At 70.5% G+C, this 16869-nt stretch carries 14 protein-coding genes; 5 read left to right on the top strand and 9 right to left on the bottom strand.

Going from position 1 to position 16869, the window contains the following annotated elements; all coding sequences use genetic code 11:
• Positions 1-29: 29 nt before the first annotated feature.
• The 6 genes from H036_RS0111835 to H036_RS0111810 form a co-directional block, all read right to left on the bottom strand.
• Positions 30-1544, bottom strand: coding sequence for an acyl-CoA synthetase (locus tag H036_RS0111835; protein WP_017934999.1), 1515 nt, complete (start codon positions 1542-1544; stop codon positions 30-32).
• Positions 1544-3034, bottom strand: coding sequence for a class I adenylate-forming enzyme family protein (locus H036_RS0111830; protein WP_017934998.1), 1491 nt, complete (start codon positions 3032-3034; stop codon positions 1544-1546). Before H036_RS0111830 ends, H036_RS0111835 begins: the two co-directional genes overlap by 1 nt.
• A complete protein-coding gene (locus H036_RS0111825; protein ID WP_017934997.1) occupies positions 3031-4221 on the bottom strand; it encodes a CaiB/BaiF CoA transferase family protein in 1191 nt (396 codons plus the stop codon). The genes H036_RS0111830 and H036_RS0111825 overlap by 4 nt, the downstream gene beginning before the upstream one ends.
• 21 nt (positions 4222-4242) lie before the next feature.
• A complete protein-coding gene (locus H036_RS0111820; RefSeq protein ID WP_017934996.1) occupies positions 4243-5364 on the bottom strand; it encodes an NDMA-dependent alcohol dehydrogenase in 1122 nt (373 codons plus the stop codon).
• Positions 5365-5392: 28 nt separating this feature from the next.
• A complete protein-coding gene (locus H036_RS0111815) occupies positions 5393-6826 on the bottom strand; it encodes an aldehyde dehydrogenase (protein WP_017934995.1) in 1434 nt (477 codons plus the stop codon).
• Between the two features lie 64 nt (positions 6827-6890).
• Positions 6891-7964, bottom strand: coding sequence for a TIGR03857 family LLM class F420-dependent oxidoreductase (locus H036_RS0111810; protein WP_081615527.1), 1074 nt, complete (start codon positions 7962-7964; stop codon positions 6891-6893).
• A 56-nt stretch (positions 7965-8020) separates the two neighbouring features.
• On the opposite strand from H036_RS0111810, the gene H036_RS0111805 reads away from it, so the two are divergent.
• From H036_RS0111805 to H036_RS0111785, 5 genes are all read left to right on the top strand, one after another.
• A complete protein-coding gene (locus H036_RS0111805; RefSeq protein WP_017934993.1) occupies positions 8021-9148 on the top strand; it encodes a phosphotransferase family protein in 1128 nt (375 codons plus the stop codon).
• On the top strand, positions 9145-9612 hold the full coding sequence (locus tag H036_RS0111800) for an FAS1-like dehydratase domain-containing protein (RefSeq protein ID WP_017934992.1): 468 nt from the start codon (positions 9145-9147) through the stop codon (positions 9610-9612). The genes H036_RS0111805 and H036_RS0111800 overlap by 4 nt, the downstream gene beginning before the upstream one ends.
• A complete protein-coding gene (locus H036_RS0111795) occupies positions 9605-10057 on the top strand; it encodes a MaoC/PaaZ C-terminal domain-containing protein (RefSeq protein WP_017934991.1) in 453 nt (150 codons plus the stop codon). The genes H036_RS0111800 and H036_RS0111795 overlap by 8 nt, the downstream gene beginning before the upstream one ends.
• A gap of 174 nt (positions 10058-10231) precedes the next feature.
• Entirely contained in the window at positions 10232-11464 is a 1233-nt protein-coding gene (locus H036_RS0111790) for a TetR/AcrR family transcriptional regulator (RefSeq protein ID WP_198289955.1), read from the top strand.
• A 139-nt stretch (positions 11465-11603) separates the two neighbouring features.
• Positions 11604-12374: an SDR family NAD(P)-dependent oxidoreductase gene (locus H036_RS0111785; RefSeq protein WP_017934989.1), complete on the top strand. Its 771-nt coding sequence runs from the start codon at positions 11604-11606 to the stop codon at positions 12372-12374.
• 165 nt (positions 12375-12539) lie between these two features.
• Here the strand turns inward: H036_RS0111785 and H036_RS0111775 are convergent, their stop codons facing one another.
• Genes H036_RS0111775 through H036_RS0111765 form a run of 3 tightly spaced genes read right to left on the bottom strand, consistent with a single transcriptional unit; the run spans position 12540 to position 16796 of the window.
• Positions 12540-13724, bottom strand: a complete 1185-nt coding sequence (locus H036_RS0111775; protein WP_017934987.1) for a CoA transferase — start codon at positions 13722-13724, stop codon at positions 12540-12542.
• On the bottom strand, positions 13724-15883 hold the full coding sequence (locus tag H036_RS0111770) for an acyl-CoA dehydrogenase (RefSeq protein WP_017934986.1): 2160 nt from the start codon (positions 15881-15883) through the stop codon (positions 13724-13726). The genes H036_RS0111775 and H036_RS0111770 overlap by 1 nt, the downstream gene beginning before the upstream one ends.
• The gene (locus H036_RS0111765; protein WP_017934985.1) at positions 15864-16796 is read right to left on the bottom strand and encodes an HpcH/HpaI aldolase/citrate lyase family protein; all 933 of its coding nucleotides are present in this window, start codon (positions 16794-16796) and stop codon (positions 15864-15866) included. The genes H036_RS0111770 and H036_RS0111765 overlap by 20 nt, the downstream gene beginning before the upstream one ends.
• Between the last annotated feature and the right edge of the window lie 73 nt (positions 16797-16869).

Raw genomic sequence — 16869 nt, 5'->3', positions numbered from 1 at the left:
GTCGAGACAGTCCCTCGCTCAGAGCCCGGTCAGCTGACAGCGCTCGGGCGGTAGCGCTCGAGCAGCACCCGCCGCAGGATCTTCCCGCTGGGCAGACGCGGGACGTCCTCGAAGCTCCACGATCGTGGGACCTTGAAGCCGGCGACGTGCAGGCGCACATGGGCGGCGAGCTCGGCCTCCAGCTCGGGGCCCGGCACCACGCCGGGCGTGGGCGCGACGACGGCGTGGACACGCTGACCGAACTCGTCGTCGGCAACCCCGATGACAGCGACGTCGAGGACGGACGGATGCAGGATGAGCGCCTCCTCGACCTCGCGGGGATAGATGTTCACGCCTCCGGAGATGATCAGGTCGGTGCGCCGGTCGGCGAGATAGAGGAAGCCCTCCTCGTCGACCCGGCCGAGGTCGCCCAGTGTCGACCAGCCCCGGGCGTCGTACGCCGCGGCGGTCTTGTCGGGATCACCGTGATAGGAGAACGGTGCCGCACCGCTGAACCAGAGCTGGCCGACCTCGCCGGTCGCAAGCTCGGCGCCGGACTCGTCGCAGACATGGACCTCGCCCAGGACCGATCGGCCGACCGAGCCAGGATGCGCGAGCCACGTGACGCTGTCGATGCTGAAGAAGCAGTTGCCCTCGCTGCTGGCGTAGAACTCGATCAGGATGGGGCCGAGCCAGTCGATCATGGCCCGCTTCACCTCGACCGGACACGGAGCCGCCGCGTGGATGACCAGGCGCAGGCTCTGCAGGTCGTACCGGGCGCGTACGTCGGCAGGCAGTTTGAGCATCCGGACGAGCATCGTCGGAACGAACTGCGCATGCGTCACCCGGTCACGCTCGACCAGGCGGAGCACGTCCTCCGCATCGAACCGGTCCATGATGACCGCTGTGCCGCCACTGCGCATCGCGCCGAGGCTCCAACCCAGCGGCGCAGCGTGGTAGAGCGGCCCCGGGCTGAGGTAGACGGTGTCGGCGGTGAAGCCGAAGCTGGCTTGCATCAGGTGGTCGAACCGGAGTCCCGTGCCGAACGGTGCCTCGGGAAGCGGCGGCAGGATGCCCTTGGGCCGGCCGGTCGTGCCCGAGCTGTAGAGCATCGGAGAGCCCTCGCACTGATCCGGGACCGGGGTGGCCGGCAACCCTCGCACCCGGTCCTCGAGCGACTCGTGCCCCGGGATGGACCCACCGAAGCAGAAGCGGTGCTCGACCTCGGGCAGGGCCATCGCCAGATCGGCGAGCGTCGCGCTGGCGATCGTCACGGTGGCGCCACAGTTCTCGACGACGTAGGCCGCCTCCCCTGCGGTGAGGTGCCAGTTGACCGGCGTGTAGAGCAGGCCGGTGCGCTGTGCCGCCCACACCACCGGGAACAGGTCGAGCCGGTTCTCCGACAGGATCGCGACGTGGTCACCGGGCTGCAGCCCCAGCGAGCGGAACAGGTGAGCGATCCGGTTGGAGCGAGCCTCGAGGTCGGCATAGCTGAGCACTGCTCCTGCAGCGTCCACGACCGCCGCCTTGTCGGGCTGCGCCGCAGCCCAGACCGACAGGTCCATCAGACCCGCTCGGCTCGGAACTGTGCGACCACGTGACGCCTCACCAGCTTGCCGGTCTCGGTGCGGGGCATCTCGGGCCAGAACACGATCTCGTCGGGGGTCTTGCTCGACCGCAGCGTGCCGCGCACGAAGTCCTTCAACTCATCGGCGGTTGCCTCGAGTCCCTCGCGGAGGACGACGACCCCGGCGATGCGGTGTCCCCACTCATCGTCGGGGATGCCGACCACGGCCGCGTCCGAGACCGCCGGGTGACGGAAGAGGACGTCCTCGATCTCGGCCGGCGCGATGTTCTCGGCGCCCCGGATGATGGTGTCGTCGCGGCGTCCGCCGATGAAGAGGTAGCCCTCCTCGTCGAGGTATCCCTCGTCGCGGGTGTCGAACCAGCCGTCGTCGTCGACGAGCCGCCCCACGCCGGCGTACTCGGCCGAGACCTGCTCGCCCCGCACGCAGATCCGACCGGTCTGGCCGGGCATCAGTACACGGTCGTCGGCGTCGCGGATCTGGATCTCCACCCCCGGCACGGGACGGCCGACCGACGAGAGCCGGGCCTGGGCGCCTGGGTCGTCGGCAGCCTGCGCCTCGCGGTGGTCCTCCGGTGTCAGCACCGCGACCGTGGAGCTGGTCTCGGTCAGGCCATAGGCGTTGACGAAGTCGACGTGCGGCCACAGCGCCAGCGCCCGGTTGATCACCGCTCCCGGCATCGGTGCGCCGCCGTAGGCCAGCGTCCGCAGTGACGGAATGGCCCGGTCTGCCGTGCTGTCCACGATCCTGCTGAGCATCGTCGGTACGACGAGGGCGTTGGTGATGCCCTGGTCGCGGACGAGCCCGAGCCACTCCTCCGCGGTGAACCGCTCGAGCACGATGACCCGGCGGCCGGCGTACAGGTTCGTGATGACGTTCGCGACCGCGGCGATGTGGTAGGGCGGCACGCTGACGAGCGCGGCCTCCTCCACGCCGGCCGCGGCGTACTCGACGGTGCCGAGCACGTAGGAGGTGAGGTTCCCGTGGCGCAGCAGCACGCCCTTGGGTGCCGAGGTCGTGCCGGACGTGTAGATGATGACGGCCGGGATGTCGTTGTCGACGAAGCGCTCGGGCGGCTCCGCGCCCGTCGTCGTCGCGGCGAGCCATGCGTCGGCGCTCAGCGCCGTCATGCCGTGTCGCTCGAGCACCGGCAGGGCCGTGACGTCGCCGATGCCCAGCGCTCGCGGGTGCTTGTCCAGGAGGCTGTCGAGCTGCTCTGCGCCGAGGCGGAAGTTGAGCGGCACCAGCGGAACACCGGCGTAGGCGGCCGCGAACATGGCGACCGGGAACGCCGGACCGTTGGTGGCGAGATAGACCACGGCATCGGCCTCGGCCGCCTCGATCCGTGCGGCCCCGCGCAGGGCGGCCTCGCGGAGCGCGACAGCGCTTAGGCCGTCCTCGCGACGGCCGATCACGATGCGGTCGCCGAATCCGTCGGCGGCCATCTCCAGCAGCATGGTCAGGTTCATCGCCGACCCTCCATCCATTCTCGTGTGTCCAAGTGATCGACGTCGTCGTCTGCCTCCCGTACGGCGCCGACGGCCAGGAGGTCGTCGATCTCGCCATCGGTGAGACCGCAGTGCGCCAGGACGGAGCGGCTGTCCTGGCCGGCCCGGTGCAGGTCACCGGGCGACCGGCAGGGCGTCCGGGAGAAACGGGGTGCCACGCGGGGCTGGGCGCCGCCCGCGACCGGCTCGAAGACTCCGCGTGCCCGCATGTGGGGATGCCGCGGCGCCTCGGCGAGGCTGAGAACCGGAGCGACGCAGGCATCCGTGCCGGCGAAGTGGGCGGCCCACTCGTCGCGGGTCCGGGTGGCGAACGTCTCGGTGAGTGCGACGCGCATAGCGGGCCAGCCGGCCGGGTCGTGCTGATCGAAGTCGAGTCCTGTGCCCGCCATCAGTGCCGCGAAGAAGGAGGGCTCGATGGCGCCGACCGCGACGAAGCGGTCGTCCGCGCACCTATAGGTGTCGTAGAACGGACGGCCCCCGTCGAGCAGGTTGGACTCTCGCTGGTCGTGCCACGTGCCTTGGGCGTGCTGACCGTAGATCGTCGTCATCAGCGAGCTGACTCCGTCCACCATTGCAGCGTCGACCACCTGGCCGCGCCCGCTCGAGCTGCGCTCGTGCAGCGCCGCGAGGATCCCGGCGAGCAGGAACATCGATCCTCCGCCGAAGTCACCGACGAGGTTGGCGGCCTGGCGGGGCTTGTCGGCACCACCGGTGATGTGCAGAGCGCCGGTCAGCGCTGCGTAGGTGATGTCGTGGCCGGCCGTCTGCGCGAGCGGGCCGTCCTGCCCCCACCCGGTCATCCGGCCGTAGACCAGTCGCGGATTGACCTGGAGACACGCGTCGGGGCCGAGTCCGAGCCGCTCGGTCGCTCCCGGCCGCAGGCCCTCGACGAAGACGTCAGCGTCGCGCACCATCCGCAGCACCAAGGCACGGCCGGCCTCGGTCTTGAGGTCGATCGCCACGTTGGGACGGCTGCGCTGCAACGGCGTCGGGGCCTTGCCCGAGGCGACGCTCGCGGCCCGGTCGATCCGGATGACCTCGGCGCCCATCTCGGCCAGCAGCAGGCACACGTACGGCGCCGGCCCGATCCCAGCGAGCTCGAGCACCCGCAGACCCGCGAGGGGGCCGCCCGCGGCCGTGGCTGTCATCGCCGGATTTCCTCTGCCTCGTCAGCCGGCGGCCGGGTATCGGAGGACACCGCGGATGTTGCGGCTGGCGCGCATGTCGTCGTACCCGTCATTGATGCCGGTGAGCGGGTAGGTGCGCGTGACCATCGCGTCGAGGTCGACGTCGCCCGCGCTGGAGAGCTCCAGCAGTCGCGGGATGTCGTAGCGCGGATTGGCCGAGCCGTAGAGGGTGCCGACGATCTGCTTCTCCATCAAGGTGAGATCCATGAGGCTCACCGCGATGCTCCGCTCCGCCATCGGGTGGATGTTGGTGACCACCAGCTTGCCGCGCTTGGCCGTCATCGCCAGTGCCTTCGCGATCAGCTCCCCCTCGCCGACGCCCATCGCGCAGATGAACTTGTCGGCGCCGCGGTGCCACGTCGCCTCGGCCACGACGTCTCGGGCCTCGTCCCACGAGGCGGCGACGTGGGTGGCCCCCATCTTGAGCGCCTGCTCGCGCTTGAACTCCGAGGGGTCGATCGCCGTGATCGTGCGAGCACCGGCCAGCCGGGCGCCCTGGACCGCGGCAGCTCCGATGCCGCCGACGCCGGCGACCACCACGGTGTCGCCGGGGCGGACGTCGGCGGCGTACACGGCCGAACCCCACCCGGTGACGAATCCGCAGCCGAGGAGGCAGGCGCGGTCGAGCGCGTGGTGCGGCTCGATCTTGATACAGCTGGCCTCGTGGACCACCGTGTGGTGGGAGAACGAGCCGATTCCGCAGGCGAGCGCCAGGTCCTGCCCGTTGGCGTGGTGGCGAGCGGTGTCGTCGTAGATCTGGCGACCGGAATAGATCTTCGCGCCGAGGTCGCACAGGCTCTGGTGTCCGCTGGCGCAGGACGGGCAACGACCGCACGAGGGCATGAAGCCGAAGACCACGTGGTCACCCGGCTTGAGCCATGAGACGTGGTCGCCCACCTCGAGGACGACGCCCGCGCCCTCGTGTCCACCGATGCACGGAAGGCTGAACGGCATATCCCCGGTGACGATGTGCTCGTCGGAGTGGCACATGCCAGAGGCGTGCAGCTCGACCAGCACCTCCTCCGCCTTGGGAGGGTCGAGCTGGATGGTCTCGACGGACCACGGAGCATGACGCTCCCAGAGCACTGCGGCCTTGGTCTCCACGTGATGTCCTTCGTGTTCGGCGCTGAGTTCAGCGGATGATGGTCTGGGGCTCGAGGAAGGCAGCCAGCCCCTCGGGGCCACCTTCACGGCCGATGCCGGACTGCTTGAAGCCTCCGAAGGGGCTGCCGAAGTCGAGCGGCGCGGACGAGTTGACGGCGACGGATCCGACCCGGAGACGGAGCGCGACCTCGGCCGCCCGTTCGGCGTCAGCCGACCAGACAGCGCCGGCGAGGCCGTAGGGAGAGTCGTTGGCGATGGCCACGGCCTCGGCCTCGTCCTCGTAGCGGATCGCCACGCCCACCGGACCGAAGAGCTCCTCACGGGCGATGCTCATGGCGTTGTCGACGTCGGCGAGGAGGGTCGGTCGCACGTAGGACCCGGCGCCGATCGCGTACGGACTCCCGCCGGCGACGACGCGTGCACCGTCCTCGACGGCACCGCCGACCTGCGCCAGGATCCGGTCGCGGGCGTGGGCGGAGATGACGGGGCCGACCTGCGTCTCCTCCTCGGCCGGATCGCCGACCACCAGGGAGTCCACGGCCTCGGCAAGCACGCCGACGATCTCGTCGTAGCGGCTGCCGGGGATGAGGAGGCGGGTCTGGGCGACACACACCTGGCCGCTGTTGGCCATGACGCCCGAGACGATCGAGGAGACCGTACGACGGTCCAGCTCCAGGTCGTCGAGCAGGATCGCAGCCGACTTCCCGCCGAGCTCGAGGCTGCAGCGGCGCACGTCGGCGGCACAAGCCGCGCCGATCCGCTTGCCTGCAGCGGTGGAGCCGGTGAAGCTGATCTTGTCGACGCCCGGCGCCGCCACCAGCGCCTCCCCCGTGGCGACGCCGCCGGGAACGATGTTGAGCACGCCGGGCGGAAGACCGGCCTCCTCGGCGATGGCTGCCAGCGCGCAGACGGCCAGCGGTGCCTCCGGCGACGGCTTGAGAACCACCGTGCAGCCGGCGGCGAGGGCCGGCCCGACCTTGAGAGCTGCGATGAAGAGCGGCGCGTTCCAGGGGATGATGGCTCCGACCACGCCGACCGGGACCTGGCGCACGAGGACCTCGCCACCCATCGCTGAGCGCCGGACCTCCTCGAACGTGTGCTCCTCGGCGAGCTTGGCGTAGGTGCGCAGCACGCCGACCGTGGTCCCGATCTGGGCGAACCTCGCCCAGCGGAGCGGAGAGCCGACCTCCGCCGAGAGCAGGGCGGCGAGCTCCTCGGTCCGCCGCTCGATCCCGTCAGCCAGACGCCCCAGAGCAGCACCGCGCTCAGCCGGCGTGAGCCCCGCCCAGGCGGCATCGTCGAGCGCCGTGCGGGCTGCCGCGACGGCGACCGCCACGTCCGCCGCAGATGCGTCGGTCACAGATCCGAGAAGCTCGTCGGTGGCCGGCGAGTGCACGTCGATCCGTGAGGCTTCGCCGGGCACCCAGGTGCCAGCGGCGTAGGTGCCTTCATAGTGGTACACAGCGTCCCTCTCAAAGCTTCGGCTGTCGGCGATTCTGGCAGTCATGTCACCAGTGTGCAAGGGGTCACATCTGTTCGGCGAGCCACCCGAGCTGGTCCGGGGTGCTCCCGTGCAGCACCACCTCGTCCGCCCCAGCAGCGCCGTACGCCGCCAGCATCCGGGCGCAATCGGCGCCCGAGCCGAGAGCCGCCGCGTCGCTGAGCCAGCGAGCGGGAACCGCGTTCGCCACCTCGACGAGCTGACCGCGGGTCATCACCGAGTCGGCCGCCCCCTTCACACCGACGAGGGCCGGGTGCGCGCGGAGCCGGTCGAGGTCGGCCTGGGCCCAGCCGTTGACCCGCGCCAGCTGATCGCCCATACCGGGGATCTGGTAGTAGGTGACCGCCCGTGCGCCGACCACCGCGATCTCCTCCTCCGGCGACAGCCCGGAGGCCGCCACCACGGTGGCGTAGACGCGCACCGAGGCGGGGTCACGGCCGGCCCGGTCGGCCGCGTCGCGGACCGTGCGCACCGAGCGCTCGACCGCCTCCGGCGTCAGGAAGGGATGCAGGAGCACGCCGTCGAAGTGCTCCCCGGCGAGCGCGAGCCCGCGGGGGCCGATGGCGGCGAAGACGAGTGGCGGGACCGGCTCGTCCGGCACATCCGTCAGGCGCAGCGAGGGGTAGCTCCCGGCGGGCCCGTCGTAGGAGACCTTCTCCCCGCGGCAGAGCCTCCGGAACAGGTCCGCGGAGTCCACGATCGAGGCGTTGGTCGACGGCGGGAGCCCGACGGCGGTCCACATCCGGTCGGTCGAGCGGCCCACGCCCAGGATCAGCCGGCCACCCGAGAGAGCCTGCGCCGTCATCGCCAGAGAGGCAAGCATCGCGGGGTGGCGCGATTGAAGATGGGTGATGCCCGCAGCGATCCCCACGCGGTCGGTGGCCTGACTCAGCGCACCGGCGATCACACCGAAGTCCTTGGTCCCCCAACGCTCACTGAGCCATACCGTCGCCAGGCCCAGCTGCTCGGCCGCACGCGCTTGCGCGATGGCCGGCCGAGGGTCGGGAACACGCCCCGGAAGGACATACGCACCACAGGGCGGGAGTGCCGATCCGATGGTCTCAACGGACGCGTCGGCAAGGTTCTCGACAGAAGTCATGGCTTTATTCTGACAGTAATGGTCAGATATACCCAGTGTTCCCAAGGAGGTCGTGCATGACGGATCCGAACGCGGTCAAGGGCCAGGACGCGGAGCTGGCCGCAGCGCTCGCGGAGCAGCTGCCCGCGCGGCTCGCGCCCGGTGGCAGCGACGTCGCCATCTCCGCACTGCGCGCTCCCTCAGCCGGCTACTCCGGCCGCACGGCGTTCTTCACGGCATCGTGGCACGAGGACGGCGTCGCCGTACGCAGGGACCTGGTGCTGCGCATGCAGTCGCCGGACCACCAGCTCTTCGTGCAGCCCGACGCGCTTCGCCAGGCCGAGGTGATGCGGCGCTTGGGTGCTCACCCCGGGGTTCCCACCCCGGAGATCGTGCTGACCGAGGCCGACCCCGACGTGCTGGGCACGCCCTTCTACCTGATGGACCGGATCGAGGGACGGGTCCCGTCCGACGTTCCGAGCTGGCACAAGCAGGGCTGGACGATGGCGCTCTCGGCTGCCGAGCGCGCCCGGATGCACGACAACGCCCTGGCGGCCCTGGTGGCGGTCCACGCGATCGAGGACCCGGACGACCTGGCCTTCCTGGCCCGCAACGCGGGCGAGGAGAGCGATGCCGAGGTCACGGCGCTGCGCCGACACGTCGATCAGCTCGTGGCCTGGCACGCCTGGTGCGGCGACGAGCTCCGGATCGGCGCCGACACCATCGGCCGTGGGCTCGAGGTCCTGGTCGCCTCACTTCCGCCGACCACCGCTGCGGGTGTCGTGTGGGGTGATGCGCGCGTGGGCAACATGTGCTTCGCCGACGACCTGTCCGTCGCGGCACTCTTCGACTGGGAGACCGCCACCGTCGGACCGCCCGACATCGACGTCGGCTGGTGGCTGATGTTCGAGCGCTACCTCTGCGAGGCACTCGGCTTCACGAGACCGCCGGGCATGCCCGACGACGAGCAGATCGTCCAGCGCTACGAGGAGCTCGGCGGACGACTCAGCGCGGGGGTCGTGGGCATCGACTACTTCACTCTCCTCGCCGCGGTGACGCTCAGCCTGATCACCAATCGGCTCGCGCTGCTGCTCGAGCGGGACGGCCTCGCCCCCGACATCGCGCGCAGCTACCCGACCACGGCCGTCTCCCTCGTGGAGCGCTATCTCCACGACCACACCATCCGAAGGAGCTCCCTGCCATGACAGCAGCCACCCCCGAACCCGCACCCCTCGGCGCGGTCGGCGCGCCGTTCGAGGTGCTGATCGAGCGCGGCAAGATCCGGGAGTTCGCGGCCGCGATGCAGTCCGAGAGCGAGGCCTACCAGGGACCGGAGGCGATCATCCCGCCGACGTTCCTGACCACGGCGACCCAGTGGGCGCCACCCGGCGCGCGGGTGAACGTCGGCTTCGACCGCAAGCGCCTCCTGCACGGTGAGCAGGAGTATGTCTTCCACGGACCACTCCCCCGCGTCGGGGATGTGCTCATCGCTCAGGAGCGGATGGCCGAGCGCTTCAGCAAGCCGGGCAAGCGCGGCGGCGACATGCACTTCGCCGTTGTCGTCACGGAGTTCCGCTCCCCCGCGGGCGAGCTCGTGGCAGAGGCCCACGGCACCTTCATCCAGACCGCCCCGAAGAACCCCACCCCCGAGGAGGCACCCCGTGACTGAGCCGACGACGATCCTCGACACGAAGGCCACCATCGTCGCCGGTGCCGCCGGCCCGACGAGGACGTTCGGACCGCTGACCCGGCAGATGTTCGTGCGGTACTCGGGGGCCTCGGGCGACCTCAACCCGATGCACTACGACGACACGATGGCTCGGGCCGCCGGCAATCCCTCGGTCTTCTCGCAAGGGATGCACCAGGCGGCCCTGCTCGCGGCGTACGCCACCGATTGGCTGGGCGCAGAGAACGTACGGCGCTTCGCCGTACGCTTCCGGGAGCAGGTCTGGCCCGACGACGTGCTCACGTGCACCGGCACGGTCACCGAGGTCGAGGAGCTCGATGGCGGCGCGCGCCGGGTCAGGGTTGAGCTGACGTGCACACGCCAGACGGGCGGCGTGGCGATCAGCGGCTCCGCCGACTTCCTCCTCGGGCCCGAGGCCGGATCGTGACCGCGCCCCTGGTCGCAGTGCTGAGGGTCACCTGCCGACCTCCCGGCGCGACGGCACCCGCACCCTATGATGGTCACCGTGTCAGATAACACCATCCTCCGCCGGGCCAGCTATGGCCCTTCCAGCCCCGAGATCGGTAGGCGGGGGGCTGACACGCGCCGGAAGATCGTGGACGTGTCGCTCCAGCTCTTCGCCGAGAACGGATTCTTCAACACCTCCGTCGATGCGATCGCCAAGGGCGCGGACGTCTCTCGCGCCACGCTGTACCAGTACTTCCCCGGCAAGGACGAGATCTTCGTCGAGCTCCTGAACGAGTGCGGCGGTGCCCTGATCCGGGTGGCACGTCGTATCGGCGAGCTCGGCCCGACCGAGCGCGGCCTGGACAACCTCAACTGGTGGCTCGGCGAGTGGAGCTGGGTCTTCGAGAAGTACCGCACGATGTTCGTGCAGTGGGCGGTCGTGGCGTCGGTCGACGCCGAGGTCCGCCCCGAGGTGATGGCGTTCATCACCGAGTACAACAAGCGTCTCGCCGCGCGACTGGAGCAGTCGGAGGTCGACGGCCTCGACCCGGTCACCACCGCCACCGTCATCAGCGCCGTGGTCCACCGGCTCAACCTCTTCCACCACACCGGCCGCACCTACGACGCGAACCTCGAGGTGCTGGTCTCCAACCTCTCGATCTTCCTGCAGTTGCTGGCCTTCCCCGAGACGTCCGACGAGATCCTCGCCTCGCTGGCCTCGCGGACCGTCGGCAGTGCCCGCATCGCCGACCCGGTGGCACCGCGGATGACCGGTCTCTCGGTCGAGGAGCGCGGCGCCGGACTCAGCAAGCGCGCCGCCGCCACGATTCGCAGCCTGGTCGACGCCGGGGCGGCACAGTTCGCCACCAAGGGCTACTACCGCACGAGCGTCGACGACATCGTGGCTGAGGCCGGCTTCGCTCGCGGCACCTTCTACAAGTACTTCAGTGAGAAGCAGGATCTGCTGCTTGCCGTCAGCAGCGAGGCCTGCGCACGCTCGGTTGAGCTGTCCGACCGTCTGCAGGACCTCGACCTCACCAGCGAGGACGACACCGACCTGCGCGCCTGGCTCCACGACTTCCTGGCATTCATGGACACCTACATCGGCTCGATCGACGTGTGGGCGGAGCAGAACACCGAGAGCGCCCTCGTGGCCGACGTCGGTATCTATGCGCAGACACGGCTCGACCGAGCCGCGGAGGCGGCGCTGACGACGGTCACGCGGCCCTACCCGTTCGACCCGACGGCTGCCGCGCTGATCCTCCGCGCCGTCCTTACGCGCCTCCCCGAGGCATTGCGCGAGCTCAGCCCGGAGGCCACCGACGAGCAGATCGTCGAACTCCTGGTCGTCTGCCTTCGCCGAGGCTTCTTCGCCCACAACATCTGACATCATCGCTGCGTCTTTGCGCCGCTCACTACGCGTAAAAGTCTTCACCTCCCACAACCCCTTGCGTCCTATCTGACAGGTATGTCATCTTAGGGAGGACGTCGCCGGACGGCATCGTCTTCGCGAGAGGAAGTTGGACATGGACATCAGTCACGCGTCGGCACTGGTCACCGGCGGTGCCGGAGGCCTGGGCGAGGCCACGGTGCGCAAGCTCGCCTCGCTCGGCACGAAGGTCGTGATCGCCGACCTCAACGACGAGCGCGGCAAGGCGCTCGCCGAGGAGCTCGGTGATCAGGCGACCTACGTGCCGACCGACGTACTCGACGAGAAGAGCGTCACGGACGCGCTTGCGGTCGCCGCCGAGCTGGCCCCGCTCCGCGTGGTCGTCAACGCCCACGGTGGCGGCGCCGGGGCCTCCCGGGTCGTCGGCCGCGACGGCTCACCGGCGCCGTTGGAGCAGTTCCAGTGGTATGTGAACCTCTTCCTCACGGGCACCTTCAACGTGCTGCGCCTCGGTGCCGCGGCGATGGCGAAGAACGAGCCCGACGAGGGCGGCAGCCGCGGCGTCGTCGTCAACACCGCCAGCATCGCGGCCTTCGAGGGACAGATCGGGCAGACCGCCTACTCCGCCGCCAAGGGCGGCGTGGTCGGTCTCACGGTGCCGGCCGCCCGCGACCTCAGCAAGCTCGGGATCCGAGTCATGGCCATCGCTCCCGGCACGTTCTTCACCCCGGCGTTCCGGATGGAGCGCGAGGAGGCCGAGCAGGCCTGGGGCACGGCCGTGCCGTTCCCCAACCGGATGGGCAGCCCTTCGGAGTACGCCGCGCTGGTGGCCCACATCGCCGAGAATGACTACCTCAACGGCGAGGTCATCCGCATCGACGGCGCGCTGCGCTTCCAGCCCAAGTAGGCCCACCGCCGCACTCTGCGCACGACGGTCAGGGCCGGGTCGCCCGCACGGGCTACCCGGCCTTGCCACGTCATCGCGAGATCCGGTCCTGCTCCCTCACGAGACCTTCGTGGTCCAACGAGAGGCTGCCGTCGGCACCACGTGCCGCGTCGTCGACCGAGGACTTCAACGCCGCGACACCAGCCGCTCGATCTCCTCCGGCGTGCGCCCCAGCTCGGTCAGGATCGCCCGGGTGTGCTCGCCGAGCGCGGGGACGGCATCCATCCGCGGCTCGACGCCGTCGAGGGTGGCAGGTGGCACCAGCGCCTCGACCGGACCGCCCGGGGTGGCCACCTCGCGCCAGCGCTTGCGCTCGGCGAGCACGGGGTGGTCCCACAGCTGGGCCATCGTGTTCATCCGGGCGTTGGCGACACCCGCTTGCTCCAGCCGAGCCTCCAGCTCACCGGAGGTGTAGGCGCCCACGCCGGCGGCGATGATCGACTCGAGATCGCCGCGGTTCGCCACCCGGTCGGAGTTCTTGGTGAACCGCGGATCGATCGCCAGGCCTGGCAGCTCGAGGACCTCCTCGCAGAGCCGGACCCACTCGCGCTGGTTCTGCACCGCGAGCAGCACCGTCTCACCATCACCGGCCACGAACGGTCCGTACGGCGCGATCGTCGCGTGTCGTGCCCCGGTACGGAGCGGGCTGCTGCCGCCGTAGCGCGCGTAGTAGGCGGGCGATCCCATCCACTCGGCCAGCGCTTCGAAGAGCGAGACCCGCACGGCGCGCGCCCGCCCCGTGGTCGCCCGAGTGAACAGCGCGGCGAGGATCCCCGAGTAGGCGAACGACCCGGCGGCGATGTCGGCAACCGAGATGCCGGCCTTGGTGACGATGTCGCCGGAGCCGGTCACCGAGAGCAGGCCGGCCTCGGCCTGCACGAGCAGGTCATAGGCCTTCCGCGCCTGCCACGGACCGTCGGCGCCGTACCCGCTGATGTCACAGACCACCAGGCGCGGGTGCGAGGTCGCGAGGTCATCGGCGCTCAGTCCCATCCGTGCGGTCGCACCAGGACCGAGGTTCTGGACGAAGACGTCGGCCCCGTCGAGCAGCTCTTGGAGGACGGCGCGCCCCTCGGCGTCCTTGAGGTCGAGCGTCAGGGACTCCTTGGAGCGGTTGAGCCAGACGAAGTAGCTCGACTGGCCATGCACCGTCTCGTCGTAGCCGCGGGCGAAGTCGCCGGCGTCGGGGCGCTCGACCTTGATCACCCGCGCCCCGAGATCGGCGAGCTGACGGGTGGCGTACGGCGCCGCAACGGCCTGCTCGAGGCTCACGACGGTGATGCCGTCCAGGGGAAGCTCGGTCAACGTCATCACCTCGTCAGCGGGTCACGGGGCAGACCGAGCAGGCGCTCGGCGATGGTGTTGCGCATGATCTCCGAGGTACCGCCGGCGATCGTGAGGCAACGCGCGAACAGGTACTGCTCCTCGAGCTCGGCATCCTCGCCGATCACCGCGGCGGTGCCGGCGATGCTCATCCCGAGGCTGGTGATGCGCTGCGAGTGCTCGGCCTTCACCAGCTTGGTGATGTTGGCCTCGGGACCCGCCCGGCCACCGGCCATGGCACGAGTCGCCTGCCGCAGGTTGAGCAGCCGCAGGGTGTGCGCCTCGGCGAGCACCGACCCTGCCTCGTGCAGAAGGTGCGCCGCGGCAGAGGGTCGGCGGTCGATCAGCTCGACCAGCTGGCGTGGGCCGTAGGCGATCGAGCCACTGCCACCGCCGATCGAGAAACGCTCGTTGCCGAGCGTCGCCCGGGCGACCTTCCAACCCTCGCCGACCCCGCCGACGACATCAGCGTCGGGGACGAAGACGTCGTCGAGGAACACCTCGTTGAACAGCGCTTCGCCGGTGAGCTCACGCAGCGGGCGGATCTCCACGCCGGGCGAGCTGAGGTCGATCGCCATCATGGTCACCCCGGCGTGCTTGGGCGCCGACGGATCCGTGCGGACCGTGGCCAGGCCCCACTGGCAGCTCATCGCCAAGCTGGTCCAGATCTTCTGCCCGGTCACGCGCCAGCCACCCTCGACCCGCTTGGCCGACGTGCGTACGGCGGCCGCGTCCGAACCGGCGCCGGGCTCGCTGAAGAGCTGACACCACAGCGAGCTGCCACGCAGCACCGGATCGATCCAGCGTTCCTGCTGGTCGGCGGTCCCCTCCTGGGAGATGGTCAGGGCGATCCAGCCGGAGATGCCGAGATCGGGCACGTCGACCCCGGCCAGCTCCTCCTCGATGACGAGCTGCTCCACGACGGAGGCGGCTCGTCCCCACGGACGGCTCCAGTGCGGGACCAGGTAGCCGCTGTCGAGGAGGTGGCCGCGGCGCTCGCCCTCGGGAAGAGCGGCCAGCGTGCTGGCGACCTCCCGCACGTCGGCCCGGAACACCTCGGCCTCTGCCGGGAGCTCGAACGAAACACCTCGCGCCGTACCGTCGCGGTAGGCGGCGAGGACGTCGAGGGACGGGTCGCGGCCATCGGTCAGCAGCGCAGCGACGGTCGCCGCTCGACGCAGGTAGAGGTGCGCGTCGTGCTCCCAGGTGAACCCGATGCCGCCGTGGAGCTGCACGTTGAGCCGGGCGAGCTGGGTCTGCGCGCGTACGGCGTGGACCGCCGCGACCGAGGCCGCGAACCACGCGTCGTCCAGATCGGCCGACCGGGCGGCGTCCCACGCGGAGGCGACCGAGAGCTCCAGGTCGACCAGCATGTTGGCACAGTGATGCTTCACCGCCTGGAACGAGCCGATCGTGCGGCCGAACTGCTCGCGCAGCTGCGCGTAGTCCACCGCCATGTCCAGGCACGCCCGCATGCTCCCGGCCGCCTCGGCCGAAGCGAGGACGCGCAGAATCGTGACAGCGCGCCGAGCAGCCCCCTTCAGGAGTCGACCCGGGACCACCTGCACGGCGTCCAGGCCGACCGCCCCGATCGACCGGGTGGTGTCGATCCCCCGCTGGGCACGAACGGCGACTCCGGCCGCGTCGGCGTCGAGGAGCACGACGTCCTCGCCCACGACCAGCGCGAGGATGTCAGCATCGGGCGCTCCGAGGACGGCGGTCGAGGTCCCGCTGATCCGCCCGCTGTCGTCGAGCACGAGCCCTTCGCCGAGACCGAGCGCCCCGACCGTCGTACCGTCGGCCAGGCCGGGAAGGAGCTCGCCGGCGACGGCCTCGTCCGCACAGGCGGCCACCACCGCCGAGCACAGCACGGTCGGCAGGAACGGGCCGGGGGTGACGTCGTGGCCGAGCGCTTCGAGAACGACGGCGACCTCGAACAGGGAGTAGTCCGAGCCCCCGTGCTTCTCCGGCAGGTGCAGTCCCAGCCAGCCGAGAGCGGCCGTCGCCGACCAGAAGTCGGGCAGGCTTGTCGCCGAGGGATCGGCGTCGAGTGTCGCCCGCGCTGCTGCCCGGGCCCGGACCCGCTCGAGGTGCGCCGTCGCGACCTCCGCGAGTGCCTCGTGGTCCTCAGAGATGGCCAGTGCCATGGTGCTCGCCTTTCGTGGAAGTGGGAACAGCCTCGTGCGCGGTCGGAGCCGCGACGGTGCCTACGGCGAGGATGCGCCGCGCCTGACGGGCAACGGCCTCGTCGATCATCCGGCCGGCGGCATCGACCGCAGCGCCTCCGCCGGCGGCATCCAGCCGGTGCAGGACGTCGCGGGCCGCACCGAGCTCCTTCGCCGTCGGGGCGAAGACCTCTGCCACGGCTGCGAGCTGAGCCGGATGGATGCAGGCCCGACCGAAGAAGCCGAGACGTCGCAGCGCCTGGGTCGAGGCCGTGAACCAACCCAGGTCTCGGAACTCGGTGGAGACGGGAGCCACCGGACGCGCGATCCCGGCGGCGCTGCTCGCCACGACCACGCGGCTGCGGGCGTAGAGCAGCTCGCGCTCGTCGAGGCTCGGCTCGAGACCCAGGTCGGCCGCGAGGTCGACCTCGCCGAGCTGAAGGAAGGTGACGCGCGGGGCGGCGGCGATCGCGGCGACCTCGACCAGACCCCGTCCGGACTCGATCAGCGGCGAGACGGCGATCCGGCCTCGCGGCAGACCGAGGTCGGCCTCGAGGCGGGTCAGCCGGGCATCGAGCTCGCCGAGCTCGTCGGCACTGTCGGCCTTGGGCAGCACCACACCGGCGAGGTCCGGACCGACAAGCGCTTCGAGGTCGGCGCGTCCACGGTCGCCGGAGTTGATCCGCACCCAGGCCTGGGGTGTCGGACCGGCCTGGTCCGCCCGGCTGCGCAGGTGGGCTGCCACGTGTGCCCGCGCCGCGACCTTGTCTGCGTCGCCCACCGCGTCCTCGAGGTCCAGGATCACGGCCCCGGCACCCGCGGCCTCCGCCTTGGCGAAGCGCTCCGGGGCGCTGCCGGGAACATAGAGGTAGCTGAGGATCGACGGGCTGGACACCTGTGCAGCATATATGACCGCGACTGTCAGATATCAAGATCCAAGGTAGGCAATATGCGCAGGTTTAGCGGGA

Origin of the sequence: Nocardioides sp. Iso805N, from assembly GCF_000364605.1 — a bacterium.
In the GTDB taxonomy this organism is placed as follows: Bacteria; Actinomycetota; Actinomycetes; order Propionibacteriales; family Nocardioidaceae; genus Nocardioides.
This window is presented reverse-complemented; position numbering and strand designations above follow the sequence as displayed.

Coding starts and splice junctions, on each gene's coding strand:
- H036_RS0111775 (WP_017934987.1), bottom strand. CDS start 13,724: ATGACGTTGACCGAGCTTCCCCTGGACGGCATCACCGTCGTGAGCCTC.
- H036_RS0111825 (WP_017934997.1), bottom strand. CDS start 4,221: ATGACAGCCACGGCCGCGGGCGGCCCCCTCGCGGGTCTGCGGGTGCTC.
- H036_RS0111830 (WP_017934998.1), bottom strand. CDS start 3,034: ATGAACCTGACCATGCTGCTGGAGATGGCCGCCGACGGATTCGGCGAC.
- H036_RS0111770 (WP_017934986.1), bottom strand. CDS start 15,883: ATGGCACTGGCCATCTCTGAGGACCACGAGGCACTCGCGGAGGTCGCG.
- H036_RS0111785 (WP_017934989.1), top strand. CDS start 11,604: ATGGACATCAGTCACGCGTCGGCACTGGTCACCGGCGGTGCCGGAGGC.
- H036_RS0111810 (WP_081615527.1), bottom strand. CDS start 7,964: ATGACTTCTGTCGAGAACCTTGCCGACGCGTCCGTTGAGACCATCGGA.
- H036_RS0111800 (WP_017934992.1), top strand. CDS start 9,145: ATGACAGCAGCCACCCCCGAACCCGCACCCCTCGGCGCGGTCGGCGCG.
- H036_RS0111805 (WP_017934993.1), top strand. CDS start 8,021: ATGACGGATCCGAACGCGGTCAAGGGCCAGGACGCGGAGCTGGCCGCA.
- H036_RS0111835 (WP_017934999.1), bottom strand. CDS start 1,544: ATGGACCTGTCGGTCTGGGCTGCGGCGCAGCCCGACAAGGCGGCGGTC.